The organism is Curtobacterium sp. DN_7.5 (assembly GCF_022655355.1).
Classification (GTDB): domain Bacteria; phylum Actinomycetota; class Actinomycetes; order Actinomycetales; family Microbacteriaceae; genus Curtobacterium; species Curtobacterium luteum.
The window spans coordinates 3,600,453-3,627,430 of the sequence record NZ_CP093378.1 but is presented as its reverse complement, the minus strand read 5'-3'; the positions used below and the strand labels follow the sequence as shown (position 1 = coordinate 3,627,430).

At 65.3% G+C, this 26,978-nt stretch carries 23 protein-coding genes; 15 read left to right on the top strand and 8 right to left on the bottom strand.

The annotated features are described in order from the left end of the window. Position 1 precedes the first annotated feature (1 nt). Positions 2–1,336 (top strand): phosphopyruvate hydratase, encoded by a 1,335-nt coding sequence (eno, locus tag MON03_RS17110; RefSeq protein WP_242089676.1) that lies wholly within the window; start codon positions 2–4, stop codon positions 1,334–1,336. On the opposite strand, the gene MON03_RS17105 is transcribed toward eno, so the two are convergent. Then, positions 1,321–2,247 carry a LysR family transcriptional regulator gene (locus MON03_RS17105; protein WP_242089674.1) on the bottom strand — a complete coding sequence of 309 codons (927 nt, stop codon included), beginning with the start codon at positions 2,245–2,247 and terminating at the stop codon, positions 1,321–1,323. The two genes, eno and MON03_RS17105, sit on opposite strands and share 16 nt — an antisense overlap. Positions 2,248–2,410: 163 nt before the next feature. On the opposite strand from MON03_RS17105, the gene MON03_RS17100 reads away from it, so the two are divergent. Both MON03_RS17100 and MON03_RS17095 read left to right on the top strand, forming a co-directional pair. Next, entirely contained in the window at positions 2,411–3,475 is a 1,065-nt protein-coding gene (locus tag MON03_RS17100) for a TDT family transporter (RefSeq protein WP_242089672.1), read from the top strand. Beyond that, the gene (locus MON03_RS17095; RefSeq protein ID WP_242089670.1) at positions 3,472–4,056 is read left to right on the top strand and encodes a uracil-DNA glycosylase family protein; all 585 of its coding nucleotides are present in this window, start codon (positions 3,472–3,474) and stop codon (positions 4,054–4,056) included. Before MON03_RS17100 ends, MON03_RS17095 begins: the two co-directional genes overlap by 4 nt. 149 nt (positions 4,057–4,205) lie before the next feature. Here the strand turns inward: MON03_RS17095 and MON03_RS17090 are convergent, their stop codons facing one another. The 3 genes from MON03_RS17090 to merA are packed head-to-tail and all read right to left on the bottom strand — an operon-like array spanning position 4,206 to position 7,728. Continuing rightward, complete coding sequence (locus MON03_RS17090; protein WP_058624140.1) at positions 4,206–5,555, bottom strand: dihydrolipoyl dehydrogenase family protein; 1,350 nt, start codon at positions 5,553–5,555, stop codon at positions 4,206–4,208. Positions 5,556–5,585: 30 nt separating this feature from the next. Continuing rightward, complete coding sequence (gene merB / locus MON03_RS17085) at positions 5,586–6,245, bottom strand: organomercurial lyase MerB (RefSeq protein WP_058624139.1); 660 nt, start codon at positions 6,243–6,245, stop codon at positions 5,586–5,588. A 40-nt stretch (positions 6,246–6,285) separates the two neighbouring features. After that, entirely contained in the window at positions 6,286–7,728 is a 1,443-nt protein-coding gene (merA, locus tag MON03_RS17080; protein ID WP_242089668.1) for a mercury(II) reductase, read from the bottom strand. 98 nt (positions 7,729–7,826) lie between these two features. Between merA and MON03_RS17075 the strand changes: the two genes are divergently transcribed. Beyond that, positions 7,827–8,216 (top strand): MerR family transcriptional regulator, encoded by a 390-nt coding sequence (locus MON03_RS17075; RefSeq protein ID WP_242091486.1) that lies wholly within the window; start codon positions 7,827–7,829, stop codon positions 8,214–8,216. On the opposite strand, the gene MON03_RS17070 is transcribed toward MON03_RS17075, so the two are convergent. The 3 genes from MON03_RS17070 to merT are packed head-to-tail and all read right to left on the bottom strand — an operon-like array spanning position 8,207 to position 10,118. Next, positions 8,207–9,166, bottom strand: a complete 960-nt coding sequence (locus MON03_RS17070) for a cytochrome c biogenesis CcdA family protein (RefSeq protein ID WP_242089667.1) — start codon at positions 9,164–9,166, stop codon at positions 8,207–8,209. The two genes, MON03_RS17075 and MON03_RS17070, sit on opposite strands and share 10 nt — an antisense overlap. Then, positions 9,163–9,747, bottom strand: a complete 585-nt coding sequence (locus tag MON03_RS17415) for a TlpA family protein disulfide reductase (RefSeq protein WP_081323130.1) — start codon at positions 9,745–9,747, stop codon at positions 9,163–9,165. Before MON03_RS17415 ends, MON03_RS17070 begins: the two co-directional genes overlap by 4 nt. Beyond that, positions 9,744–10,118, bottom strand: coding sequence for a mercuric ion transporter MerT (merT, locus tag MON03_RS17060; protein WP_153004260.1), 375 nt, complete (start codon positions 10,116–10,118; stop codon positions 9,744–9,746). The genes MON03_RS17415 and merT overlap by 4 nt, the downstream gene beginning before the upstream one ends. 296 nt (positions 10,119–10,414) lie before the next feature. Between merT and MON03_RS17055 the strand changes: the two genes are divergently transcribed. The 3 genes from MON03_RS17055 to MON03_RS17045 are packed head-to-tail and all read left to right on the top strand — an operon-like array spanning position 10,415 to position 13,222. Continuing rightward, positions 10,415–11,011 carry a recombinase family protein gene (locus tag MON03_RS17055; RefSeq protein WP_058624142.1) on the top strand — a complete coding sequence of 199 codons (597 nt, stop codon included), beginning with the start codon at positions 10,415–10,417 and terminating at the stop codon, positions 11,009–11,011. Between the two features lie 7 nt (positions 11,012–11,018). After that, a complete protein-coding gene (locus MON03_RS17050) occupies positions 11,019–12,404 on the top strand; it encodes a TnsB C-terminal domain-containing protein (RefSeq protein ID WP_058624135.1) in 1,386 nt (461 codons plus the stop codon). Further along, on the top strand, positions 12,404–13,222 hold the full coding sequence (locus MON03_RS17045) for an AAA family ATPase (protein ID WP_058624134.1): 819 nt from the start codon (positions 12,404–12,406) through the stop codon (positions 13,220–13,222). The genes MON03_RS17050 and MON03_RS17045 overlap by 1 nt, the downstream gene beginning before the upstream one ends. A gap of 158 nt (positions 13,223–13,380) precedes the next feature. Here MON03_RS17045 and MON03_RS17040 read toward each other — a convergent pair whose 3' ends face one another. Continuing rightward, on the bottom strand, positions 13,381–14,139 hold the full coding sequence (locus MON03_RS17040; protein ID WP_242089666.1) for an antitoxin VbhA family protein: 759 nt from the start codon (positions 14,137–14,139) through the stop codon (positions 13,381–13,383). Positions 14,140–14,521: 382 nt separating this feature from the next. Between MON03_RS17040 and MON03_RS17035 the strand changes: the two genes are divergently transcribed. From MON03_RS17035 to MON03_RS17000, 8 genes are all read left to right on the top strand, one after another. Continuing rightward, a complete protein-coding gene (locus MON03_RS17035) occupies positions 14,522–14,785 on the top strand; it encodes a helix-turn-helix domain-containing protein (protein ID WP_242089665.1) in 264 nt (87 codons plus the stop codon). 176 nt (positions 14,786–14,961) lie between these two features. After that, entirely contained in the window at positions 14,962–15,873 is a 912-nt protein-coding gene (locus tag MON03_RS17030; RefSeq protein WP_242089664.1) for a hypothetical protein, read from the top strand. Beyond that, positions 15,866–17,932, top strand: a complete 2,067-nt coding sequence (locus tag MON03_RS17025) for a Mu transposase C-terminal domain-containing protein (RefSeq protein ID WP_242089663.1) — start codon at positions 15,866–15,868, stop codon at positions 17,930–17,932. Before MON03_RS17030 ends, MON03_RS17025 begins: the two co-directional genes overlap by 8 nt. Continuing rightward, on the top strand, positions 17,932–19,089 hold the full coding sequence (locus MON03_RS17020; RefSeq protein ID WP_242089662.1) for an ATP-binding protein: 1,158 nt from the start codon (positions 17,932–17,934) through the stop codon (positions 19,087–19,089). Before MON03_RS17025 ends, MON03_RS17020 begins: the two co-directional genes overlap by 1 nt. Continuing rightward, complete coding sequence (locus MON03_RS17015; protein WP_242089661.1) at positions 19,038–21,155, top strand: TniQ family protein; 2,118 nt, start codon at positions 19,038–19,040, stop codon at positions 21,153–21,155. Before MON03_RS17020 ends, MON03_RS17015 begins: the two co-directional genes overlap by 52 nt. Before the next feature lie 86 nt (positions 21,156–21,241). Continuing rightward, positions 21,242–21,412 carry a hypothetical protein gene (locus MON03_RS17010; RefSeq protein ID WP_161968397.1) on the top strand — a complete coding sequence of 57 codons (171 nt, stop codon included), beginning with the start codon at positions 21,242–21,244 and terminating at the stop codon, positions 21,410–21,412. A gap of 116 nt (positions 21,413–21,528) precedes the next feature. Continuing rightward, positions 21,529–22,392, top strand: coding sequence for a hypothetical protein (locus tag MON03_RS17005; protein WP_242089659.1), 864 nt, complete (start codon positions 21,529–21,531; stop codon positions 22,390–22,392). A 626-nt stretch (positions 22,393–23,018) separates the two neighbouring features. Next, positions 23,019–26,741, top strand: a complete 3,723-nt coding sequence (locus tag MON03_RS17000; RefSeq protein ID WP_242089658.1) for a hypothetical protein — start codon at positions 23,019–23,021, stop codon at positions 26,739–26,741. Positions 26,742–26,978: the final 237 nt, after the last annotated feature.

The following is a 26,978-nucleotide window of genomic DNA, read 5'->3' as shown; positions in this document are numbered from 1 at the left end:
CGTGAACGACTACATCAGCGGCATCCACCACCACGGAACCCATCAGGGTGAGTACGTCACCCACCACGACCACCCGGTCACCATCGACGCAGTCCACGGTGCTCGCATTCTCGACTCCCGCGGCTACCCGACCGTCCGCGTGTCCCTCGAGCTCGACGACGGCCGCACCGTCACCGGCGACGCCCCCGCGGGCGCATCCACCGGCGCTCACGAAGCCGTCGAGCTCCGTGACGGCGGTTCCGCGTTCGGCGGCCGCGACGTCACCCAGGCGCTCCACCTGATCAACACCGACATCTCAGGGCTCCTCACCGGCCGGTCGTGGTCGGCGATCGGGCAGATCGACGCCGCCCTCGCCGAACTCGACGGCACCAACGGGTACCGCCGGCTCGGCGCGAACAGCGTCGTCGCCACCTCGATCGCCGCGTCCCGGGCTCTCGCCTACGCCGCGGACCTCCCGCTGTGGCAGTGGATCGCCGAGATCACCGGCTCGACGCCGCGGATGCCGGTCCCGCACTTCAACGTCCTCAACGGCGGCGCGCACGCAGCGAACAAGCTGGACTTCCAGGAGTTCATGATCGCCCCCGTCGCGGCGACGTCGATGGCCGACGCTGTCCGAATCGGTGCAGACGTCTACCACGCCCTCGCGGGCCTAGTGCGGGACCGGTTCGGCAGCCTAGGCCTCGGCGACGAGGGCGGCTTCGCCCCTTCGATTGCCGCCCCCGAGGAAGCGCTCGACCTGCTGGTCGCTGCGATCCGCGCCGCCGGCTACGAGCCGGGCGTCGATCAGGTGGCGACCGCCCTCGATCCGGCTGCGAACGAGTTCTCCCAGGGCGACGGCTCCTACCGGGTGCTCGACCACACCCTCGACCGGGACGGTCTGGTCGACTACTACCGGCACCTGGTCGACACGTATCCGATCCGGAGCATCGAAGACGGGTTCGCGGAAAACGACCATGACGGGTTCCGCCGCATGCAAGCGGCACTCGGCGACCGGATCCAGATCGTCGGCGACGACCTCTACGTCACCGACCCACAGCGCATTCGGGAGGGCGGCGAGCAGCAGCTGACGAACGCGGCACTGATCAAGCCGAACCAGATCGGCACCGTCTCCCAGACCCTCGGCGCGATCGCCACCGCCAGCAGCATCGGGATGGCCAGCATGGTCTCCTACCGTTCCGGCGAGACCACGGACACGTTCATCGCGGACCTCGTCGTCGGGACGGGTACCGGGCAGATCAAGTCCGGCGCACCCGCCCGCGGGGAACGCGTCGCGAAGTACAACCGGCTCACCGAGATCGCCGAGCAGCACCCGGAGCTGCCCTACGGACTGATCTGACCACCGGTACTCGAGCTGCGGACGGTGTCCAGGAACGCCGTCACAGCGGGCCCCGGGTGGCCCGACCAGATCGCACGCAGCGGCCGGATCAGTGGCGGGCCGAGCAGCGGCACCCGGACGAGGGCACCGTCTTCGAGGTCATTGCTGACGGTGCGGAGGCTCATCACCGCGGGCGCAATGCCCGCTCGAGCGTTGGCGCGGATGATGCCCGTCGTCTCGAGCACCGCCGCTGGCGCGACCGGGCGGAGCCCAGCATCGTTGAGCCACGTCTCGACCGTGGCGCGGGTTCCGGACCCTTCCTCGCGCAGCAGCAGCGGCGTCTCCGCGAGGTCATCCGCGGTAATGCCAGAAGCGCTTGCCCACGGATGGTGCGGAGCGACGACGACCACGAGTTCGTCCTCATCGACCACCAGCGATGACAGATCAGCCGGCGCAGCAGGAGTCTCCGTGAACCCGACGTCGGCAGCGCCGGAACGGACGAGGTCCATCACAGCAGCAGAGTTCCCCGCGATCAAGCGCACCGACGCATCCGGCGCAGCAGCCCGGTGGGCGAGCAACCATGCGGGCAGCAGGAGTTCGGCGATCGTCTGCGACGCTGCAACGGCGAGGGACCCCGCGGGTTCTCGAAGCGCGGCGACTCCTGCTTCGAGCCGACGGGAGGCTTCCAACACCGGAACAGCCAGACCGAGCACCACTCGGCCTGCGTCGGTCATCGCGGTCCCTGATGCCGTCCGGCGCGCCAGCGGCTGACCGATCGCCTGCTCCGCGGCACGCAGGCGCGCCGACACCGCCTGCTGCGTCACCCCCAACACGTCCGCCGCGCGGGTCAACGAACCGGTATCCGCGACGCGGACGAGGAGCTCGAGAGTGTCGAGGTCCAGAGTCCGGTCCGTCAACCGCCGCAGTGCCACAAACGACCATTGTGCCCTGCCAACGAGTTCGCCGTTCCCGAACCACGGGGCACACGCGCACGCTTAGTACATGTCCGCTCACTTCGCCCACGCACCCGCAGCTTCCGAGCACGGTGCGCGAGACCGGCGGCTGTTCCGGGAGCTGGAGCGGCCGGGCCTTATCGTGTCGAACCTGACCCCGAACTGGTTCGCGTCGATCATGGGCACCGGGATCGTCGCCGTCGCCGCTGCATCACTGCCGCTGCAGTTCCCGGGCCTCCGCACGGCGGCGACGATCGTGTGGGCGATCGCAGCGGTGCTGCTCGTCGCCCTCACGGTCGCGACGGTCCTTCACTGGGTCCGGTACCGGAGTACCGCAGCGAAGCACCACCTCCACCCGGTGATCTCGCACTTCTACGGCGCACCGCCGATGGCGTTCCTCACCGTCGGCGCCGGCACCATCCTCCTCGGCAAGGACTGGATCGGCCTCCCCGCCGCCGTCACCATCGACTGGGTCCTCTGGAGCATCGGCACCATCGGCGGCCTGCTCACCGCGGTCCTGGTGCCGTACCTGGCGTTCACCCGCCACGAGAACAAGCCCGACTCCGCGTTCGGGGGTTGGCTCATGCCGATCGTCCCGCCGATGGTGTCCGCCTCCACCGGCGCACTCCTCCTGCCATATGCCCCCGCGGGGCAGGCGCGGGAGACACTGCTGTGGTCCTGCTACGGCTTCTTCGGCCTCAGCCTCATCACGTCGCTGGTCGTGATCACGTTGATCTGGAACCGACTCGCGCGGCACAAGGTCGGTGCCGCGGGCATGGTGCCGACGCTGTGGATCGTCCTCGGGCCCGTCGGGCAGTCGATCACCGCGGTGAACCTCCTCGCCTCGAACGCCCCCACCGTGGTCGATGCGTCGACCACCCACGCGCTCCTGGTTGTCGCGTTGGTGTACGGGTTCGCGATGCTCGGCTTCGCGCTGCTGTGGACCGCCATCGCCCTCGCCATCACCATCCGCACCGCCCGCGAACACCTGCCGTTCAGCCTGACCTGGTGGTCCTTCACGTTCCCCGTCGGCACCTGCGTCACCGGCCTCAACGGCCTGGCCCTGCACTCCGGCCTCACCGTCGTCGCCGTCCTCGCAGCCGTCTACTACGTCGGACTCGTCGCCGCGTGGATCACCGTCGCCGTCCGCACCTTCCACGGCTCAGTCATCCGCGGCACCCTCCTCGCACCACCACAGCCGGCATGAGCACCCCCGACGAACTCGCCGACGAGCTCGCGGACGTTCGATCGCTGAACGCTCTCGCGGAGACGTGGCGCACCGCGCCCGACGGTTCACGGCGGTTCGTCCCGAACTTCGACCCACGATCCGGCGGCACAACCAGCCGCGTGCTGGTCCTCATGCAGTCGCCCGGCCCGCAGACCATCGCCGCAGCGCACTCGGCGATTTGCAGCGAGGACAACCCGGGGCCGACCGCGGCCGCGTTCCGCGCAGCCCGCATCGAGTCCGGACTTGCACGCAATGAGTACCTCCGCTGGAACCTCATCCCGTGGGAACTCCCCGGCCGTGGACGACCTGCAGACATCGACGAGGGACGACATGCCCTCGGCGTTCTCCTCAGGGCGCTTCCCTCCGTCGAGGCGATCGTCACGTACGGGAGTATCGCTCTCGAGGGAGTCATGCGACACCTCACCCTGGACGAGCACGCCCGACTCGTCCCCGTCATCGCGGCACCACACCCCTCTCCCGCCAACGGCCGCCATCGCGCGGAACAGCACCGACGTTCCGTCCAGGCACTCCGACTCGCCGCACGGAAGCGTCGGATGTAGCGAGGCTTCAGCTGCCTTCACCGGCAAGGCACGAGTGAACCGGTAGCCGGTCGTCAACCGGACGCTCGGCGTTCCCAACCTCGCGCGCGAACGGTGTGAAGTTGATCGCTTCGTGGCGGGGTTTTTGCAGCGTTAAATGTCGCAGGGGCTTACACGGCGAGGTGCTCGAGGGCTGCTTGGTAGGCCTCGGTGTAGGTAGGGAATTGAGCAACCTGATCGCGGAGGACATCGAGGGAGAGTTCGGTTCGGATCGCGAGGGCGGCGTGGTGGATCCACTCGGCGGCGAGGGGGCCTACTGCCCAGGCGCCGATGAGGGTCTTCTTGTCGGTGTCGGCAAGGAGCCCGAGGTGTCCGCGGGGGTCTCTTTCGTAGGTCCAAGGCCGGGCGATCGCGTTTGCGAGGTTTAGTTCCGTGCTGGTGGTGGGGATCCCTTGTTTGTCGGCTTGGGCTTGTGTCAGGCCGGCAGCGGCAATTTCGGGGTCGCCGAACACCACGCGAGGGATCCCGTCGTAGGTGGCGGGGCGGGGGTTTCCGAGGATGCTGTCTGCGGCGATGCGTCCTTGGTATTTCGCGACGTGGGTGAAGGGCATGATGCCGGTGACGTCGCCGATGGCCCATACGTTTTCTGCGGCCCGGCAGTGTTCGTCGACGTGAACATGTCCGCGGTTGTCCAGGGTCACTCCGACTGTTTCTGTCCCGAGGTTGGCTGTGCGGGGGGTGCGGCCGGTCGCGAAAATGATGACGTCGGCACTGATCTCGGTGCCGTCGTTCAGGGTCAGGACGCTTTGGTCGCCGTTGCGGTGGCCGTGTTGTGCCGTGACGTTCAGTCGGATCTTGACGCCGGCTTCTTCCAGGGCGGTCGCAGCGAGGGCGCTGGCGCGGGGTTCTTCCCGTTCAAGCAGCCGGCTTCCTCGGTGCAGAAGGGTGACGTGGACGCCGAAGCGGGTCAAGAAGGTGGCCGTTTCCACCCCCACGGCGCTCCCGCCGATGATCGCGGCACTGGTGGGGAGGGTGGTCGCGGTGTAGGTGTCCCGGTTCGTCCACGCGGTGATGTTCTCGATCCCGTCGAGCTTGGGGAGGGAGGGGTCGGTGCCTGTGGCGATGATGATGTGCTCCGCCGTCACCTCGCGGGTTCCGACCTGGAGGCGCCCGGGCCCGGTGATGCGGGCGGGGGCTTTCAGGACTAGGGCGCCCTGTTTGGTATAGCCGTCGACCTGGCCTTCGTCGTTGAGGTTCCGGATCATGTAGTCCCGGTAATCGCTGGTTTCAGCCCAGTTGAGGGTGGCTCCGGAGATCCCGGCGGCGCGGTCGGTTTCCGTCTGGGCTTCCGGGGGTCGCAGGAGCGTCTTTGAGGGGATGCATGCCCAGTAGGCGCATTCTCCTCCGATAAGTTCCTGTTCGATGGTGGCGACCTTCTTGCCAGCTTTGATCAGCCGGCTGGCAGCGACTTCGCCGCCAGGACCCATCCCGATGACCGCGACGTCAACATGTTCGGTCATGAACTTCTCCTCAATCCTTGTGGAGCAATGTCAGCAGCAGGAGGGTCCCGCTGCCGAGGGAGTGCCACCTGTAGCGGCTTCGGTGAGCATGTTCTGTGCGATCTGGGTGCCGAGGCGGTAGGCCTCGTCCACAGGGATGACACTTCCCCCGGGGTGGGCTTCCAGCCACGGTGTTGCTTCTTCCGGGGAGGCGAAGAAGTGCACCTGGTTGCAGAAAGAGGACCGCACAGCGCTCATGTCCTCGGGGTTCACCAGGGACACCACGGCGGTGGAAGGTTCCACGCTGGTGACACCGGTCGGGTTGACACTGATTTTCACCGGTGTGCCGATCGTCTGGTAGGCAGACTGAATCCGCGCGGCACGTCCTAACAGGCTTGGGAAAATGAGGGTGTCCAGTGCACACCAGGTGTAGAGCTGTTCCCCGTCGACCTCGAAGCGGTGTGGGGTGGCTCGCAGGGTCAGGCCTTGCCCGATGATCCGGCCGGAGCCGTCGTATTCGGTGTCGGGGACTGCTGCCAGAGCGGCGCGGATGTCGTCGGCGCTTCGGCCGGTATCGGTGGTGAGGTCGCTGATGTCGACGGGGTCACCGTCTGCCAGGCGTCGGATCAGCGGCAGCCACAGCCAGCCGGCGAGGCCGGTGTCACCGGAGGTGAGCCGTTCCGTCACTTCGGTGGTGGTTGGGGTGGTCATGGGATTCCTTTCGTGTAGGTCGGGGGCGGCTTGGGTGGTGTTAGGCGGCGCAGCAGGAGAGTTTGGAAATGTCCGTGGTGTAGGACTGGGCGGCGATTTTGAGCCCTTCGGCCATCGTCAAGTAGGGGGACCACATGGAGGCGACCTGGGCGACTGTCATGCCGGCTTCGAGGATGTAGACGCCCGCGGCGGCGAGGTCACCGGCTTCTTTGGCGACGGCGGTGATGCCCACAATTTTTCCGGTGCTCGCATCGGCGACGATTTTGATGAACCCGCGGGTGTCCCGGTTCACCAACGCTCGGGGCACGTAGTCCAAGGGCAGCACCCGGCATTCGCACCGGATTCCCGCCTGGTTCGCTTCTTTGTCGGTCATTCCCACGGCGGCCACAGCGGGGCTGGTGAACACGACGCGGGGGAGGCTCCGGTAATCGACCTCCCTGTGGGCGCCGTTGAAAGCGTTGTCCACAACCAATGACCCGTGGGCCGCGGCGACGTACACGAATTGCGGGTGCCCGGTGACGTCCCCGGCGGCCCAAATCCGCGGATTCGCGGTCGCGAGCTCGTTGTCGACGGCCACAGCCCCGTTGCTGCCGGTGTTCACGCCGACCGCGGCCAGGTTCAACCCGTCGGTGACCGGGCGGCGGCCGGTGGCGAGAAGGATTTTGCTGGCCCGGAATTCGTCCCGGCCGCCCGAGGTCGTGGCGATGGCGATGATCTCCCCTGTGGCGGGGTCGGTGCGGACGGAGGCGATGTTGGCGTGGCGGAGGACACGGATGCCTTCGTCAGCGAACACGCTCATCAGGGTGCGGGCAGCTTCCGGTTCTTCGGAGGACAGCAACCGGGACCGGACCATCATCGTCACGTTCGAGCCGAGTCGGGCGAACAGTTGCGCCTGCTCCACGGCCACGTAACCGCCACCGACGATCAGCAAAGACTCGGGCACCTCGTCCAGCTCCATTGCCGTCGTCGACGTCAAATAACCCACCTCGTCCAATCCGTCGATCGCGGGCACCACCGGGGCGGAACCGGTCGCGATCAGGTAGTGGGCGGCAGTGACGGCACTGCTCGTGCCATCGAACCCGGTGACCTCAAGAACGGGCGCGTCGGCGGTGCCGTTAAACGACGCGGTTCCTTGGCGCAGCTCCCACCCGTATTCACCGATCAGGTCGACGTATTTCTCGGCCCGCATCGTCTCAACGAGTGCCCTCTTCCCGCCGATCAGCGCGGTCATATCCACGGGGTCGGCGTGAGCGGTGATGCCGGGGAACCGTCCGGAATCGAGGGCCACATGGCGTGCTTCGGCGGCGGCCAGCAATGCTTTGGAGGGAACGCAACCTGTGTTCACGCAGGTCCCACCGACGGTCCCGCGCTCGATCATGACCACCCGTTTGCCGGCCGTGGTTGCTTTGATCGCCGCGGAGAAGGCGCCCCCACCGGAGCCGATGATGGCGAGGTCGTAGTCAAAAATGGGCAACTCAGGCATGGTTCCTCCGGGGTGTGTAGCGTGGCACCCACTCTGCACCTTCCCCTGTGGGGGAAGGTCAAGGGGTGCACGGGTTCCGAGCGGAGAAGGTGCTGGCGATGCGGATCGGTGAAGTGGCGGCGGCGACGGGGACCACGACGAAGACGGTGCGGTTTTACGAAGAGCGGGGCCTTCTGCCCACAGCTGGGCGGGCGTCGAACGGCTACCGCGAATACGGGAAGAACACCCTCATCCGACTCAACTTCATCCGCCGCAGCCGGCTGTCGGGTTTGACGCTGGCCCAGATCGGGGACATTCTTCGGGTCCGGGATGCCGGCTCGGCGCCGTGCGCGCACGTCAACGACGCGTTGCAGAAACAGCTCCACGACCTCGACCAGAAAATCCTGGAGCTTCAAGCGTTGCGGGCAACCGTCGCCGGATATCGGGACGCGGTTGCGTCAGCGGACCCGGCAGGGTGCGATCCGGACCAGATCTGCAGCTACCTCTGACCCGCATCCGATCCCCGGCCAGGGCGCGTCCCGGCCACCCCCGACCGCAGTGTGTCGGACAGCGGTGTTTGGGACGTCGACGGGTCGGTGGTCTCTGTGTCGCAGCAGTCTTTCGCGTTCCGCCGGTGGACGGCCGTTCGTCTGAGGGCACCTCCGACGAGGACACTGACGACGATGAGGGCCACGGCGGCGACCACGATCAGTTCGTGGCTGCTGATCCATCCCGAGAGAGGGCCTGCCACGGCGGAGAGGGCGGTCGTGCCAGGGGCGCCGCCGGCCAGTTGGGGGAGCCAGTAGAGCAGGAGGTACCCGCCCGAGAGGGCGAGGACCATCCCGGTGATCCGGGACATGTGGGGCAGTAGCCGGCGGATGCGTCCGGTGATGATCGTGCCGGCGAACGCGCCCGTCACCGCTACCGCAACCAGCAGAACACTTGACCCGGCGGCGTACCCGGCGAAGACCAGCAGTACGCTTGCCCACCCCGATCCGGACAGGGCCTGCGTGATGACGGCGAGCAGCAGAGCGAGACTGCACGAGGCAGACGCCAACGCATACCCGGCACCGAACGCGATCATCCCTCCCCGTTTGCGGTCCTTGCCGACCGCAGCCAAACGGGACACCCCAAGCGGGACCCTTACCCCGGCAACCAACACGAGACCCAACAGCACCAAAACCGCGCCGAGAACGGCGGCCAACCACGGAATCGCGCCGATCAGGGGACGCAAACCGGCCGCGATGAGTAACCCGACCACGGTGAACGTGCCGGTGAACCCCACCGAGAGTGCCACCCCGGATCGGACGCCGCCCACTAGCCGCGCCCATGTTCCTTCCCGCCCTCCCGAACCGGCGCCACTGCCGTAAGCCAGGACGGCGGGCAGGACGGCGAAACCGCACGGGTTCACCGGAGCGAGAAGACCCGCCCCGAACGCCAGCACAAACAGCCCGTTCACGCAGCGCCCGCCTTTTTCAGGACCGCCCGGATCACGGCGGCACTGGGGTCGACCCCGGTGTAGACAACCTTCCCCGCCGGGTTCAGGACCACGGCCGTGCTGAGAGCCTGAATCTGGTATGCCGCGATTAGGTGCGCGTTCGTGTCGATGGCATACGCCATCGTGGCCGCGTGATTCTGGGTCAGGAACGACGTGATCGTGGCAGCGCTCTCGGTGGGGGCGACATCAACGACGACGAAGTTGGCGGCGTTCGGGTTCGCCTTCTGCGCCTGGGCGAGGACACCGCTCTCTGGACCGCAGGAACCGCATTCGACCGAGAAGAAGAAAAGCACTGTCGGCTTGGCGCTCGGAATCCGAACGGTGCCACCTTGCACGGTCGTCGCCGTGAACCGGGTCGTTCCCGTGGGGTCGCTGTGGGTAGCGATCCCCGAGGGTGATCCCTGGGCAGACGCGCTCCCGAGGGCCGAACCGGCACAGCCAGCCACCCCCACACTGACCGCGACCGCCGCCACCACTCCGGTGAAAGCCCGGAAGCGACGCGATTTCCTCCCAGTACCCGAGCCGTGTCCTCTCCGGATCATCGTCGGCCCTCACCGTCATTGACCCGGTGAGCCTCGAGGGAGAGATCCTCGGCCAGCTGCTTTTCATGCACCACGGGCCCGCCCGGTTCGCAGCAATCGTCCACCCCGGAGGACAGGCCCTTCCGGACCCACCAACGGTGAAGCAACCACCCCACCACGCTGATGGCGATGAGGGCCGCGACTACGCTGACCCACACGTTATTCGCTGCCGCACCGACCAATCCCAGCACCCCCACCGCGCCCACACCCACCAGCACCGGTGCCGTACAGCACAGAACCGGGATGAGGAGCAGCCCTAATGCCGCCCACACGGTCTTGTTGCTCGGGGGCTTTTGATCGTGAGACATGGTCGTCCTTCCGTCGAGATGCACGCCTGGTTCCTTGGCAACGACAAGGGGCGAGCAGCAAGGGAAGTCTCGACCTTCCACTACAGGGCAATGTCAACGATCGGGACGCAATTCACGGGTACCTTGCGGTCAGTTCCCCTCGGAACTAGCGCCCGAATGCGTGCCTTGAAAACCTAAAGCTTTTCGAGACACCTACTGCCACCCGGGACCGGCGTGTCCTCGTGGCGTACTTCTGCGGCGCTCCGTGTCTTGCAAACATGTCTCACCATGATGTGCCTCTGCTCCACGGCGTTGAGGGGTTTCCGAGGCAGAATAGGGTGGTGAGGCATCTCGGGTACACGCGGGTCAGCACCAGGACGCAAGACGCGAAGCTGCAAGTCGACGCGTTGATGAAGTCCGGCGTGCAGAAGCGGGACATTTTCGCCGACGTGACCTCCGGCAGTCGCACCGCGATCTCGCGTCCCGGGATGCAGAAGCTCCTCGAGTACGCAGAACCCGGCGACACGGTCGTGGTGTGGCGAGTCGACCGGCTCGGGCGCTCCCTGATCGATGTGCTCAACACGGTGAAGCTGCTCCGGGAACGGGACGTGCAGGTCAAGAGCATCTCGGACGGCATCGACCCGTCGACTACGTCGGGGCGGCTGATGCTGAACATGCTCGCCACGTTGGCCGAGTACGAACGCGAGCTGATCACCGAACGTGTCAACGCCGGGATCACGGCCGCCCGGAACACCGGCACCCGGTTCGGTCGACCGCTATCGGACCCAGTCGTCGTTGCCGACAAGCTCAAGCTCGTCGCCGAGGCCAGGGCGAAGGGGCGCACCGCGCAGGACGCGGCGAAACTTGTCGGGTGGAGCCGCGCCACTTTTTACCGGCATCAACAGGCCGCCGCGGCCCGGCAGAGCACCAGCGTGTAGGTGACGTGTGGACGCGGCGGACCGGTGGCGTGTTCTTCGGCTGCATGTCGAAGACCAGATCCCGATCGCGGTCCTCGCCCGGGAAACTGGGCTCTCCATCCGGACGCTGCAGCGCTGGAACCAGCTGTACCGGAGCGGAGGCAGCGCAGCCCTTGACCCTCGTCCCCGCGCCGACAAGGGTGTCCGCCGGACAAACGCCGAGACGGTGGCGTTCATCGAGCGGTTGGCGCTGACCCGCCCGCGACCGAGCGTTGCAACACTGCACCGCCACGCGGCCGCCGACGCGCAGCACCGCGCCGTCCCGGTACCGAGCTACGCGACCGTGCGGCAGATCGTCCACGCCCTCGACCCAGCCCTGGTCACGTTGGCGCTGGAGGGGCCGGCGTCGTACCGGGACAAGCACGAACTGGTCCTCCGCCGGCGGGCGGAACGCCCCAACCAGATCTGGCAGTCGGACCACACCGAACTCGACATCCTGATCGTCGGTGCCAGCGGAAAGCCCGACCGTCCCTGGCTGACCACCGTGATGGACGACAGCTCCCGTGCAATCTGCGGGTACATGGTCTTCACCGGCGCCCCGTCCGCCATGAACACAGCACTCGCCCTTCGACAAGCCATCTGGCGTAAGACTGACCCCGAGTGGGCGATGTGCGGGATCCCCGACATCCTGCACGTCGACCACGGCTCCGACTTCACCAGCCAACACCTGGAACGGACAGCACTCGCCCTGCACATCCGGATCATTCACTCGACCGTCGGCCGACCCCAAGGACGGGGAAAGATCGAACGGTTCTTCGGCACCATCAACACCGAACTCCTCAGCACGCTCCCCGGACACCTCGGACCCGGCGCCCGCTCACCCGAGCCCGTGCTGGATCTGCCCGGCCTTGACCACGCGGTCCGCGACTTCATCGGCGGCTACAACACCCGGCTTCACAGCGAGTTGGGGATGTCGCCGCGCAACGCGTGGGTCGCCGACGGTTGGCTGCCTCGCATGCCGGAAAGTCTCGAAGAACTCGACGGGCTGCTCCTGACCGTTCCGAAGAACCGGGTCGTGCAACGCGACGGCATCCACTTCCAGGGCCAGCGTTACCTCTCCCCAACGCTCGCCTCGTTCGTCGGACACACCGTCACGATCCGATACGACCCCCGCGACGTCTCCGAGGTCCGCGTCTACGACCGCGACGCGTTCATCTGCACCGCGGTCGACGAAGCCCACCCGAACCTTCGCCTGAGCCTCCGCGACATCGAAACCGCCCGCCGCACCCGCCGCAAGGAGCTCCGCCGGGCGATCAACGACCGCATCCCGACCGTCGCCGCCCGCGAAGAACCCCGCGCCCCCGAACCATCCAACCGGCGGCCGCGGCTGCGCACCTATGAAGAGGACGACTGATGAACCAAGCCTTCATCGTCACAAAGGAACACCGACGCTTCACCGAATTCGCCAACGCCGTCCGGAAAGAACAGACCATCGGCATCTGCCACGGCGACGCAGGCGTCGGGAAGACGAACTCCGCCCGCCGCTACGCCAACTGGGACACCCTCGAGCCCTACATCAACGAGTGGGGGCCCAGAGGCGACCACGACGCGAAGCACTACGCCCTCGCCAACCGATCCCGCACTGTCTTCTACACACCCGAAGTACTCTGCCGCCCCAAAGACCTCATGCACGACATCCGGCACTGGCAGGCCAAGGTCGGCATCTGCGCCGACGAACACCTCCGCTCCCTCACCCCAGACGCGACCACCGACGTGACTCGACGGAACGACGTCACCCACCTCGTCGAACTGCTCATCGTCGACGAAGCGGAACGCCTCACCGCGACCGCCCTCGAACTCCTCCGCGACCACCACGACCGCACCCACCTCGCGATGATCCTGATCGGCATGCCCGGCATCGACCAACGCTTCCGCCACTACCCCCAGCTCTACAGCCGCCTCGGTTTCTCCCACCACTACCGCACCCTCGGCCGCGACGAGCTCCTGTTCGTCCTCGACCGCCACTGGAAACGACTCGGCAAAACACTCGACCCCGACGACTTCACCGACGCCCAAGCCATCGCCGCCATCGAACGCATCACCCGCGGCAACTTCCGACTCCTCGAACGGCTCTTCCCCCAGATCAGCCGCGTACTCAAAATCAACCAACTCGACACCATCACGGACGACGTCATCGAAGCCGCCGCCAGCATCCTCGTCATCGGCACCTAGCGACACGAAACAATCACAAAACACCGCCACCAACCGATCAACTCCACACGCGAACGGCCACGCTGGCAACCCGTCCGGATGGGTAGTCCGTAATGGTTTCCGGAGAAGGTCCCCTAAGCGAGACGGTCGGGCACGTGTGGAGACTTGCTGGTCGGCCTTCATCCGAAGTGGAAGGATCCCGCTTGACCTGCGAGACGAATAACGTCGTCCGCTCGCCCGTCCCTGAGGGCGGCGGCTGGGCTCATCCCGTCAAGCTCATCGCCCGGGGCGTTCAACCAGACGGCGTCTCCCCAAGGATCAGTTCGTGAGGGGTCGAGTTGAGCGAGCACCTCCCGTAGTCGGGGCAGGAGCTGCCCGGTCTCGTCGAACTGGAATGCCGGATAGAGAGAGAGACCCTCGGCCGACACGACAGCTAACACATCGCCGTCCTGGACCAATGCAGTCAGGGCGGCGGCACTCACTTGAAGTAGGCCGAGCAGTGAGGCTGCATCGAAGAAGGGACCAATTCGTTCGTCGAGGGTGGCGACCAGAGACTCAGCTTGTGTCCCCTCAACGCCGGACGGGAGGAGCGCGTCGATGAAGGCGACTGCTTCGTCGCCGGTCATCCGCCCCTCGGCAACTCGGCGGCCCAGCTCTCTTACGGCAGTGTCGGTGACCTGCAAGCCCTCCGCACCAAGCGCCGCATCAGCAAGTGACAACGCCCGGTCGGCGTCACCACCAAGAGTGGCACTCTGACGATTGTGATCAACATGGTTCAAGGCGCTCTCGACGGCGTCGGCCGCAGACCCCGCGCCGTCCGCAACCTGCTCGAGCAACCGACGTAGAACCGGGTCCGTCAACCGCAGGGCAGCCGGGCGAGTCGTCCGTACCCGCGCGGCTGCAGCAAACTCACCGGAGTCCGGTTCCGAGCGGGCCACGATGTCTCCGATCGATGAGCTTTGACGGGCTCGTAGACGTCCCGGCGGGACGCGGGTGCGGTGAAGGACGGATGGAGCTGCTTGCCCTCAGTCTGAGTCTTCGGTTCGGTGTTTTCCCTCGTAAACGAGGCAGAATGGCGAAGTTGGACCGGCTCTGAGCCGGGGAGATGGTGGAGAGACCGGGAGTTACAATGGCCTGCAGGCACGACTCGCAGGGGTCGTCTTCGACCCCTCGGCACGCGACCGGGAAGTCGCGTGTAGTGCCCACAGGAACCCAGAGTGCTACGTCTGATCCGAGCGAGATTCGCGTCGGATCATTCCACGTGCCCGCGAGGCGCGCAAGCGCCGGTCCGATGCTCGCCGAGAGAACCGGAACTGCACGATGACCAAGCCCCTCTCCTCCCGTCGCAAGACTTCGCCGCGAAAGGTCGTGTCGGACGAAGCCCGAGCCGCGGAGCTGCTGCAGGAGCTGCGCGATGCGGAACTGGTGATCCGTGAGACCACCGAGCGGCGGCTGCAGCTCATGGTCGAGGCCTCGGACATCGGACTCACCACAACCAAGATCGGTGATGCCGTCGGTGCGAGCGCCATGGCGGTCTCGCGATGGGTGCGCGCTGCAAGGGACCACGAGACCTCCGATCGATGAAACCATTGTATATAACCAGGAGTTAAGAGTACCGTGCCGCTGTGCACGGTTCTACTACTTCATTCGATGCCGTCGAGGCGTCCGCGCCTCCCCCTGTCCTCCCGATCCTGTCACCACCCTTTTGGGCCGGCGACCGCGGCTCGGAGTTGGTCGAGTTGACCGCGCAGCAGGATCGCGTGGGGATCGACGACCCCGCCACGCGCAACGTGGACCCGCTCGGTCTCTTCACCGACTGGTTCGGACCTGGCGACCGACGCGCGAAGCCCGTCCATGTGCCGTCCTCCGCAGGCTTTCATCCGAGACGCGTGCGAGTTTTCCGACCCTTGTCGGGTCCGCGGCGATTAGCGATCGACAGGCGCAGATTCGCCGATCACATCCGAATCGCCTACACCGTTGACGGCGAGACGACGTCGTTGAGCAAGCTTGAGCACTTCGACCTTGCACTCCTGCCTCAGCTGCTCTCGATGCGGGAGTTCGCCCGGCGCCTTAAGCAAGACAACAAGCCTGTTGCGACCTGGCTGCATACGATCGGTCACCATGTTGGCGCTGAGTCGCATCACGAGCGGTCGCTCATGATGATCGCGGACTTCCATCCAGCGGTGCATTTCATCGCGGGCCAGCCGTTCACGATGCTCTGGCCGGTCGGCGCACCGTTGACGACGCACACTCCCGACGTCATGGTGATGGGGCCGTCGAACGCGCCGATGATCGTCGACGTTCGCACGCCTGAGGAGGCGGCGGACCAGACGTGGGTGCGGAAGGTCCCCGCCATCACCGACGCCCTGCGCCTGCTCGGGCTGGGGTACGCCATCTGGACCGGCATGTCTCGCCCATTCCGGCGGAACCTTGAGAACCTAACCGAGGCGTCCGTACCCGCCATCAGCTACGACCGCTGGTCACGGGTGGCGCTCGATCTCTGCGACGAACCCATGCCTGCGACGGAGCTCGCAGAACGCCTCGACGCCAGTGGTTACCAGCGGCTCTGGTCGCTGACGCTCATTCGGAGAATGCTCTGGCGGCGGGTTCTCCTCACAGACATGTTCTCGCCGTACAGCCGGAGCTCGACCGTCTGGCGGAACGATGCCTAAGAACGCGTGGCGCCAGGAGATCGCGCCGAACGTACCCGTCATCCTCGATGGAGTGTCGTACGTCATTGACACCGTGAGCGAGGCATGGGTCACTCTGCGCGACACGGTCGGATGCGTGACCTCGATGCCGATCCGTCGCCTGGCGCGTCTGATCGCTCGGGACGATGCACCACCGCCACTGAGCGACAAGCTCGAATCCCTCGAACAGCGAGCATCGCCTAAGCAGGCGGCGAAGGTGGCAGAACGGAAAGCAATCGTCCGTTGGTTCGAAACCGGCCTCCGGCCCGAGCAGGCCGATGGCGACCGACCAGACCCGTGGCATGATCCCACCCGTGTCACGGGCCGCGTCGCGCGCATCAACGCAATCGCGGCGGTGCTCGCCAAGCGGCGTGGAACGCATGTTGAGAGCACGAAGAAACTTGTCCGCACGATCCTCGAGAAGGCCACGAACGGGGACGCAGGTCTCTACGACCCGCGAATGCTCACCGATGACCTCGGCACGCTGCCGCAACGCATCGAACCGTCAGTCCGGCGGTTTCTGACGGATGCGGCCTTTCAGTCCACCGTCACCGATCAGGCAATGTTCGAGGCCTACTGTGGATGGGCCCGACGTGAGATCGACGAGATCGTTCCGACGCAACGGACCTTCGAGCGAGCCCTCGCGATGGTCTACGCCCGCTACCCTCACCTGCGTCGGAACGCGAAGAGTAGAGCGTCGGCGGCCGAGGGGCCGAAGGTGTCCCTGCAGCGTCGTCAACCAGAGCGGATCGGCGAGTTGTGGCTTATTGACGCGACGCCCGCGAACGTCATGATTCGTGACCCCTACGCCGACGTCAGTAAGCGACGAGAAGTCCGCGTGGATCACACGAAGATAATGGAGGCCTGCTCACGGTACATCGTCGGTAGGTCTATCGCCGAGGAGGTCAACGGATACGCCGCCGGCCTCGCGATCGCTGACGCGTTCCACCGGATGACTGACGAACACGACGCTGTCGTGTTTGAAGGCCGGACCTTCCCGCGCCCGTTCGTCGGCTTGCCCCGTGTGATCTCGCGGTGGCCGATCCCGCCGCGTCGTCTCCTCATGGACAACGGCCGTGAATTCCTCAACAAGTACGGCATGTTCACTTTGCACCGGCTCGGCATCGACGTTGAACCAGCACGCGTGAAGGACGGACGCGGGAAGGGGCGCTTGGAACGCCACTTCGGCTCCCAAAAGACCGGTTACGAGCAGCAGCAGCGCAACTACATCGGCTCGGCAGTCAGCGAGCGCGGCCGCGACTCGACGAAGGAACTGGTCCTCACTTGGCGTGAACTCGTTGACCGCGACCAGCAGTGGACCGACCTGCACAACGTGGAGGAGCACGAGGGTCTGTACGCCGACACGCACCGCCAGCTCAGCCCAACGGAGCGATGGATCGAACTTGCTGAGGAGCACGGCATCACCGAGATGCCGGCCTGGCGCAACGAGTGGATTCGGTTCCTGCCGAACATGGTCCTTCGCCTCACCCGGCACGGCGTTACCCGCCGCAAACTCGTGTACAACGCACCCATCATCCGGTTCCTCATCGAGGTCGACGGGGCGGCTCCGAGCGGCAAGGTCCGCATCTTTTGGAACCCGGCGGACCTGCGACAGGTGTACTGCTTTGACCCGGAGGGCAATGCCTACGTGGTCCCGTGGGTGCACCGCACTGAGGACACGGTCGCTTTCGGAGATTTTGATCTTGATTGGGCGAACGCACGGCTTGAAGGGGGCACGTACTCCAAGAAGCAGGCGCAGGCGCTGCGAATTGACATGATCACGCAATGGCAGGCAGAGGACAAGATCCTGCTGGCAAACCTGCACGGCAAGAGGAACGCGGAAGAGATTCTCGTCTCTCAGCTGACTGCTATCCAGCGGGGCGACCTCGGGACGATCGTCGGCGCGGAGCAGTTCCTCGGCGCGGAGTTCGTCGACGACGTACTCGCTGCCGGAGACGAGCTTGTTCTTGACGATGCTGGCCTTGATCTCTTGCCCAACGTCGACGCGGTTGACGTTGACCTGTTTGACCGGTTCGGCTGATGAGTGAACTTGATCCTCGGATCCGCGCGTACTTCGGCGCCGACGAACACCCGCTCGCAAGTTGGCGGCTCCTCCACGCGGTCGATCAAGCATGGGTGAGCCGCATAGCGATGGCTGGCAGCGATGATCCCGGAGTGCTCTCATACGACGATCTCCGGGAGCTCGGCGGCGACGCCCGGCGCCGCCGCCTCCGGGCCTACGAAGACTGGTACAAAGCATGGCCGTACGTTCGAACCGCCCAGGTGCGGGCAGTGGAGGACCACCTTGCGCACCTGCCAGAGCCGCAGCCTGAGGAGGACGACGACCTCCTGGACGTTCCCGTCATCACCGGACCACCCGGCACCGGGAAGACCACGCTTCTGAAACGCGCCGCAGTGCGCGCGCTCTGCACGGCCGCGTGGGATCGACGCTTGGACGGCAGCGCGAGAAGACAAAGCGACGAGCTGGTGCGTCCGGACTGGCGTCCAGTGATCTTCCACTCTGCTGACGGCAACCCTCACGTAAAGACGTTCTTCGCCCATCTTTGCGACGAGCTCTCCGTCCCGGCGACGAAGGACCCGCAGGTGGCGTTCCAGAAGGCAGCGCTCCGGCATGGCGTGCAGTACGTGTTCATCGACGAGGTCCAGATGATCAACTTCGACGGTCAGTACGGCATGTACCTGCACAACGCACTCAAGGCGCTGCAGAACATGAATCTCCGAGTCGTGCTCGCCGGGCACAACGTGCGCCACCTGCTCGTAGACCGGAAGACGGTCGCGCAGAACGCCACGCAGACACAATCCATCGCCCGCTGGGCCTTCCAGGATCTCGAGCGGTACGGCCATGACACGAAGGCAGAGATCAGCGAGTGGCGCGCGCTCCTCCGGGGACTCGAGGCGCACGTCCGACTCGCAGGACACGAGCGTGGCGAGACGGTGTTCAGCGAGCAGTTCGAGGAGCACCTTTGGGTCTCGACGCTGGGCTACGTCAATGCTCTCGCTGCGCTCGTCACCGGGGCCTGCCTCGCGGCTATCCGAACGCCCGGTCAGCGCATCACTGCGGAGATCATTGACGCCGTACGGCTCAACGAGCGCGTGGCTCGCGGCCGGCACCGCCGGCTGGAGGGATGGCGAGCTCAACGGTTCCGCTGGGCTACCGATGCCGCACCGGCACCATGAACAAACCCCTCACCTACATCGACCTCACTGCCGTCCGTCGGATCGGCGCGAGCATCGAGTTCGCGCCCCGAGAGTGGCTACCGTCCATGTTCCGGCGCGTCGGGCACGCCATGGACTCGTCCGCCGCCGACATCTTCGCTTGGTGCGGACTGGATGCTATCCCGAGCGCTGGCCGGCAGAAGATCGGCAACCTGCTCACAGAAGAGGTTGCCCGCGCGATCCATCTTGGTCTCGGCGTCGACGCAGACACGCTGTCGACGATGGTGATGAGCCACCTCCCCGAAGAGCTCGAAGCATTCCGCGTCAACGGCACCTTCGCGCAATCAAAGAACTGGACGCGTGGCGGCGGCACGCGCTACTGCCCAACATGCCTGCTCGAACGGCCCGGCGTTTTCTACATCGAGTGGCGTCTCTGGTGGTGCTTCATCTGCGAACGACACAACACCGTCCTCCACGAATCCTGCCCCGCCTGCCACCAGCCGATCGTCGAGGCGTCCCTTCGCGAAGTCGAGTGCCGTGACCCAGCGCTGTGCTGGGCATCCGTGGGTGAGAGCGATTACTGCCGCCACCCGCTCGCGCAAACGTGGAGCGAAGAGCCACTGACGGCAGACTCCCCCATGCTTCTCGCGCAACGAGCCATCTCACGCCACTGGCGTCCCGGGACCTACGACAGCCCCGACATCCCTGCCGCAACGCTCCGCGGCGTCGCGATCGCGCTGCTCTCGGCGGGCCACCACGACACCATCTCCGAACTCTCCGGCGTCGACGAATTGGAACTCCGAGGACTGTTCGATCACAGCGTCCGAATCGGCACCTCCCCGCCCAAGGAACCCCTCGCCATGGCAGCGCTCCTCGGAGCCGCCTACCGACTCATCATGGACGACGAGCCAATGGTGGCACCCACCATCCGGCAGCTCACCTACGACCGATCGGCTCGCACCGACAAAGAAGCGCCCGCACCCTGGAGCGCCCGCAACTTCCTCGACGCCTGGCCAGGCATCGACGCACTCATGCGCGGACGAGTGATCCGCAGTCTCGACCACGACCTCAGCCCAATACAGCGCCTTGTACACGGATCCGCAGCCTCAGCAGCCGCATGGGAAGGCTTCGAACTCATCCGCCGAGCGGGATGGGACGCGCCCGATGCGCACCCCGAATCGTTCAGCGCCCTGATGAACGCCGCCGACTCCCCCACCAGCGTCACCTGGGCCGAGGGCGCCATACCCCCGCTGCTCTGGCCATCATGGGCGGCACCCCTCGGCACCAACCCCAGAACAGACGGCATCACGCTGCAACACGCACTCGCTGACGCGCTTCGCATCGCCGGGACCGGCGCTCTACCGGACTACGAGGCGATCGCCGGCATCGGGCGGAAGCTGCGGCCGACGATGTTCGGTACACCCCAGCAGACCACCTCGATACTGCGCCAACTCACCGAACTCGCACTCTCACTCAGGGCCGCTCCCGGCCCCATCAACTACCGACAGCGGCAACAGCTCGACACGTCACGGCTCCTCGATGAACACCACTGGCGCCTCATCTGCCAATCTATCGGCCACGACACGGGCCGAGCGCGACGCCATCTCAACGCCCAGCGTTACGCCTACATGCGCATCACCGCCACGCCTCCCTCAGCGCTGCCCGACCGCCTGCGCTTCCGAGAACATGTATCCGACGCAGCGAGCTACACCGAGTTCCTCATGCAGATGACTGCCGAGCTCAAGGAGGCCATCGATACCTACCTCAGCGCCTGGCTCACCCTGACTCCACCCCCGAACCCATCGATCCCTTCCAGCTCTCCAGTCGTCACTTGGAGTCCTCGTCGCTTCGCGCACCCTGGAGCCAGCCTCGGCCACGAACTGCATGACATCGACCTCGATCTACTTCACGATCGCCTCAGGGTGAAGGCGCCAACGCTGAAAGCTCTCGCTGTCGAGCTCGGCCGGCCCGTGCGACACGTGCGCTGGGCCATCACTACTTTCCCTCCAGTGACAGAGCACCATTGCGAGCCAATCGACTGGCTCGCACACCTTCCATCGAAGCCACCCTGGGTCCGCTTGCCGTAACAACGGACCGACGACGCGGAGAACGAGCAATCCCGACACTCGCGCAGTCTTCGCAAAGAACGCTCGCGTTCGACTAGCTTCAGATCATGGCTGCGCCGCCGCTCCTCACTTTCCTCCTCGACACCAACGCGGTGATTGCGCTGAAACCGTACGCAGGCTCCCACGACGAGCAGAGTCCCGCCCTGGCGGACCTGCTCCGCCTCGCCCGCGAGCACAATCACCACGTCGTCGTTCACCCGTCTGTCGAATTGAGTTAGGCTGAATTACTGCATCAAGTTTCCACATATGGTCGATTGCCAGCGACCGGCTCGCGTCACCAGTTTCCGAGGGCCGGAACCCATCAGTAGTTAGTTCACTGGAGAGGAGCGTCCGAATGACCGAAGTTCAGTACCCCGGGTATCGGAAGTATGTTCAGAGCCGCATTGAGGTGAATGACGCCATGACCGCCATGCTCGCAGGGTCCCGTCTTGCCGCCCACGCTTTATCGTCGAGTGACAATCAGAGTCAGCCGCTCGCCGAGCTGTTTCCTTCTGTTCCCCACATCAAGCGCTTCAATCTGCGGAGCGATGATGCCCGTCGCTATCTTGACGACGCGGACTTTCACATAGCCTCTGTTGCGGTGCCGTACGCTTTAGCGACGCACGAGGACTTCGTCATGGATACCCTAGGCGAACTCAGGAGTTCGGGCTTCACGCTTATCACACATGGGAAGCCGGTGAAAGCCTGGAACATGCATACCGTGCTTTTCGAAACTTGTGGAGCGACGGAGCCGCTTCAGCTCATTCAGCTCTTTCATGTGCTCCGAGAGGTTCGCAATTCGATCACGCACGCAGGTGGAGAAGTAAGCGATAATCTAGAGGTAAAGATTGCTGAAGTAGAGGAACCAGCATTGTCCGTCTGGCGCCAAATAAACGGCGGGAGCTCTCCTGAGGATCTGCTGCGCGATGGCCGGGTCGCTGTTACGGCGGAGACGATGTTCACTGCGTTTGCGATCACCAAGTCACTCGGCCGTGAGATCAACGAATTACTTTCGGCTACTCTACCGAAGAGTCGGTGGGCGTCGATCGCGACTGCGGATTTCTCTGAGCATACAGCGAAGGCAAGGAACTCGAGTTCCTGGCGCCGCTCCCTGGTTGGATACGCCCGTCACAACTATAGCCCGGTAGACCTTCAAGAAATCGATCTTGAAACCGCTGCTCGCTCGGGAAATTTCTGGACCAAGGCGACTTGGTCGTGAAAGGATGAACGAGGTGGCTCTGTCCTGTTGAGCTACACCGCGCTAAAGCGGGCCGGGACTCGAACCCGGGTCAAACCTGTTCTGTGGCATATCTGGTCACGAGCCAGTGGGCCCCAGGGCCATACACCTGACAGAAGAATAGCGCAGGTGCTCCGATGTAGGAAGTGCGACCGTTGGAGCGTTGCATCAGCGGCCGGTGGGGCGAAGGCAGCGAGTGCTGCAACCCGGGCAAGGGTGCGCCCCCTTCGGCTTGCCCTGACTTCTATTCCGAGCAACTGATGACCGCTTCGCACCGGGAGATGCCGCGTAGGCGGCCGGACCTGCGAGCGGCGGGGTGTGCAGACCGCCTGCGGGCGGGCCTGCTAGCGAAGGCACCGGTTCGGACGACGCACATGTTTCGCCGACAGATCTCGTCGAGTGTGTGCATGATCGCAAGCGACTCTGACCACGGGAGTCGGTCCCCCTGAACGGCACCAGACGCGATGTATCGCTCTACTGCCGCAGCCTCGAACTGGTGATCATCTCCTGCGGGCGGGCCATCAAACTCCTCGACGAGCCATAGTGCGATCAGTAACTCGCACTGAGGCATCGTCACGGATGTCGGCTGTATGTATGAGAATCAACGTATGGGGCGAACCAAACAAAAGAAGCCGAAGAAGCAACGCACCAGTGGCAGACGCGTCGACGAAGTCGCCGCGGTCCTGGTCGGGACCGACCCTGACGATCTCTGGGTCAAGCTGACCGCCGCTGGAGCTTCCCCGGGAGGCCGGCACCGCTGGACGGCCGTTGGGGCGACAGTTGCCGCGGCCCTTCGAGCGGAAGACGCGGCCCTGACGCGCGGTGAGCGACAGCCCAGCCTGCAGCACGCTGTCGACAGCGTTGCCCAGGCTGCCGGCATCGACATTCGCTACGAAGACTTCATCGCAACCGACCCGACTCTCCGCGTCCGAACCAGGCTCGATGACGAACTCCTCAACCTGTTTCCCGGCACAGTCGAACGCCCGATCGCAGACATCACGCGCGCACTCCGCTTCGCCGATGTCCTGGACGACACCCTCATAGAACGACACGGCTTTGGGATCGGCAACGTTCTGCGAGTTGCCCTCCGCTACGCAGACCGAACAATCGCTGCAGTTGCGGACAGCTGGCGGCCGAAACCCGATCTGGCCCTCGGCGATCCGATAGACGTCGCGGCCGCGGAACTTGACGCAGTTCAACGTTTCGTCGCCGATCAGCCGGATCTCGCGCTTACCGACGCTGACTCGCGTGCCCTCGAATGGATGACGACCGCCGGAGCACACGCGCACTACACACCAGACGGGGTCAGCGGCTTCGGCAGATTTCTCCGGTTCCGCGTCGGCAGCAACCCCGTTCGCGAACGATGGGTCCCAATCGCGTTCATCCCCGAAATCCTCCAAGCTGCGACCGCAGAACTCGTCCTCAGCATCAAGGCGGACAACAAAATGGCGGCCCGGGTGCGCCGCAGCGTCCGCATCCAGACCCGAGATGCCCTGCTCCGCTTCGACAGCACCGTCATCGGTGCGCCAGACCACTTCTTGGGGGCTAACTCCCACGCTGTCGACTGGGTCGTGCCCTTCAGCCCCACAAGTGTGCTTGCCGTCCAAGTGGTGCCGGTGATGCGCGACCCGGACACCGCGCACGAGTTCGCCGTCGAGTTGGTCGCCTCCGCGGCGCGCGACGCATCCGAACCAGTCGAGGTGCCGTTCGCTCACGGTGGCCTGCTTACACTTCCCGCGGGTACGGAGATCGTTCCCTTGCTCGTGTTTGCAGGCGCGACACATCTCGTGGCCCCGCAACGGAATGGCTGTGCTACGGCCGCTCTCGAAGATCTCACTTGGATCGCAGAAACCGCCGACGACAACGGCGATCTGCTCGCGTTCGCGCGAGAGCTGGCCGATCCGAACCTGCCACCGCTATTCGGCTGGGAGACGATCAACCTCTGGGAGCCATGGCGGGCAAACGGCAAGCAGCTCTTCCCGGGCGGCGTCATGCCTTCAGCAGCTATGTTCGAAGCGCACGCCGGTGAAGCTGAGTGGGAGAGGGCGGCCGAACTCAACACCCTCGAAGCCGCACTTCTGAATGTCGGACTTCCGCCACTTCGAGATGCACAGCTCGCCGACATCACGAGCGGGCGGCCGAAGGCCGTCTTCGCGGGCAATCCCTTTTACAACGAACGCCGCGGAACGTACGAGGCGCCCATTCCTGACGCGTGGGCGGTCACTACAACCTCACCTCCCGTGGCCTTCCCGGTCGCGAGCGACGATTGGGATCGCGGGAACCCCTTCACGCTGCTCAGCGACCTTGGAGGCGGGCTTGCGTTCGCCGTGGACTCCATCGGTGACCAATGGGCGCAGGCGCATCACACCTCGGCGGCGCGCGGCTACCGCGTCCGATTCGAGTCAAGCGACGACAGCAGCCCGATCGCCGGCAGCACCACCGACATCTCCCCAATCGGACTAATCGGGCACACGGCCTGGAGAGTTGGCATCGAATCATTCGCCGACCGTGCGGACGGGAACCCGACAGCGACGAACGAGATGTGCGCAGCCCCGCTCGCCGACATGGTCCGGGGCACCGGCACGAGCGACGCGGACGCGGAGCACATCCGCGCGGCGCTCATCGCGGCACCGCCCTTCCTGATTATGGAGCGCAAGGAATCTCGCACGGCTCGGTTCAACTTGCCATCCCCAGTGCGCTTCGACGATGCGGAAGAGTCCCGAATGACGCGCATCCTGGCCGAGCGGATCGCCGGATCGGCGACACGACCGGCAACCTACCGGGGCACTGCAGCGAACGCGCTCGTGCGGGACCTGATCGCCCCGACCGCCCGCCAGGAACTCCGCCGACGAATTCGCGTGCACGCCCCCCGGGAGGTCATCAGCTACGGCCTCGAACAGCTCGTTCGCGTTGCCGATGCCCGAGAGCGATCAGTCGGCAACCTGCAGCGCGTTGCCCGTCACCTAACAACCGCGTGGGACCCCACCGAACGGATGGCCCTCGCCTCTGCCGAATTCGTCCGCCTCCGTCAAGCGAACGAGATACTCATCGAAGCAGCCGTCCAGGACCTCACGGGCGCTCCCGACATTCCCAGTGCACCGGCAGTAGCTCCAATCGACGGACACGCGTGGAGAGCACTTCTCGCCGCCGCCGATGCGTACCTAGCAATCACGCAGCACAGCGAACGACTTCACCACGGGATCACGCCCGTTGAAATCGAGCTGACGGACCTTTTCGAGCTGCGAGTCAGGCCGGATCTCACGGACCAGGCCGCCGAGTGGCCACTCGACTCCGCGAGCCTCAACATGGCAACCGCCGCATCCAACCTGGACGACGTCGACCCGATCGAGTCAGTCGCATCGACACGCGTCATCAACAACCTCGACGCGGCGATGCTGCATGAATTCGGCGCGTCGCGCGAAGACATCTACTTCGTCCTCATCGCCCTGACGCATTGGGATCGATTCGAGGACGCGGCCAACATCGCCCGCGCCAGTCCGGACGAGGTCGAACAGTGGGTGTTCGAAGCGGTGGACACGACCGACGAAGCACGTCGCGCACGGTTGCGCGCAGCGACTCGACTGCTCACCAGCAGCAGCCAGACTCTGGCAGGAGAGTGGGAACCGTGGCTCACGCGCACACGGCGACACCGCTTGCTCGTGCAACCGATTGTCCAGGTCGACGCTGACCTTCTCATAGCGCCCCAGTTCATGACAGTTGCCCTCGGCGTCTACAACAACTACCTCACACAAGGGATCCTCCCGTGGTCGGCACCGCCGACAGCTCAACTCGGCCAAGCACTCGCGGCGCTACGTGCGGAACGGAACAACCACTTCGAAACTGCTGTCGCGGAAGCGTTGAACGATGAGGGGTTCACCACCGTCAGCCGCATCAAACCCGGCGACGGAACACGTATCGGCGTCCCGGAACTGACAACCGAGATCGACATCGTCGCCGCGCGGCCTGGAGACAACACAGTCTGGCTCATCGAAGCGAAGGATCCCGCAGCCGTGTTCGGCATTATGGAAACGGCTCGACAATTGCAGACGTTCTACCGTGATCGGCCACGCTCCAACGGACGAACCTCACCGTCGTACGCCACCCAGCTCGCGCGGAAAGACGACGAAGTCCGCCCGTACGTGCGGGAGGTCGCGCGGAAGCTCGGCGCAGCGGCGCCTGAACAAGCAGCCCTCGACCTGAAGACCGTGTTCGTCACGCGCGGGATCACCGCAGCCGGATTCATACCGGCCCGCTTCCCGGTCCTCACTCTCGACGATCTCCTCGCCGACGTGAGATCCGACCGCGCCGAGGGCGGATCGTCCGATGCTTGAGATCCACGCTTCCCTGCCAGGAGCGGATCGAACGGAAGAAACGTGTCCGGATCCGTGCTGACCGCCCTTGTGGGCGTCTTCGTGACGGCTGCTGGGTACCTGGCAGGCACATCGCTCCCGCTGTGGGCCGTGCTCATTGAGTAGGCCGCGCTGGTGGTCATCTCTTTCGGTCCGTTCCGATCGGGCTACCGCACGCTCGTTCGACGCGTTCGACGCGTTCGACGCAGGATGCGTTGG

Coding starts and splice junctions, on each gene's coding strand:
- MON03_RS17095 (WP_242089670.1), top strand. CDS start 3,472: ATGAGCACCCCCGACGAACTCGCCGACGAGCTCGCGGACGTTCGATCG.
- MON03_RS17090 (WP_058624140.1), bottom strand. CDS start 5,555: ATGACCGAACATGTTGACGTCGCGGTCATCGGGATGGGTCCTGGCGGC.
- merB (WP_058624139.1), bottom strand. CDS start 6,245: ATGACCACCCCAACCACCACCGAAGTGACGGAACGGCTCACCTCCGGT.
- merA (WP_242089668.1), bottom strand. CDS start 7,728: ATGCCTGAGTTGCCCATTTTTGACTACGACCTCGCCATCATCGGCTCC.
- MON03_RS17075 (WP_242091486.1), top strand. CDS start 7,827: ATGCGGATCGGTGAAGTGGCGGCGGCGACGGGGACCACGACGAAGACG.
- MON03_RS17415 (WP_081323130.1), bottom strand. CDS start 9,747: ATGATCCGGAGAGGACACGGCTCGGGTACTGGGAGGAAATCGCGTCGC.
- MON03_RS17045 (WP_058624134.1), top strand. CDS start 12,404: ATGAACCAAGCCTTCATCGTCACAAAGGAACACCGACGCTTCACCGAA.
- MON03_RS17035 (WP_242089665.1), top strand. CDS start 14,522: ATGACCAAGCCCCTCTCCTCCCGTCGCAAGACTTCGCCGCGAAAGGTC.
- MON03_RS17025 (WP_242089663.1), top strand. CDS start 15,866: ATGCCTAAGAACGCGTGGCGCCAGGAGATCGCGCCGAACGTACCCGTC.
- MON03_RS17020 (WP_242089662.1), top strand. CDS start 17,932: ATGAGTGAACTTGATCCTCGGATCCGCGCGTACTTCGGCGCCGACGAA.
- MON03_RS17015 (WP_242089661.1), top strand. CDS start 19,038: ATGGCGAGCTCAACGGTTCCGCTGGGCTACCGATGCCGCACCGGCACC.
- MON03_RS17010 (WP_161968397.1), top strand. CDS start 21,242: ATGGCTGCGCCGCCGCTCCTCACTTTCCTCCTCGACACCAACGCGGTG.
- MON03_RS17005 (WP_242089659.1), top strand. CDS start 21,529: ATGACCGAAGTTCAGTACCCCGGGTATCGGAAGTATGTTCAGAGCCGC.
- MON03_RS17000 (WP_242089658.1), top strand. CDS start 23,019: ATGGGGCGAACCAAACAAAAGAAGCCGAAGAAGCAACGCACCAGTGGC.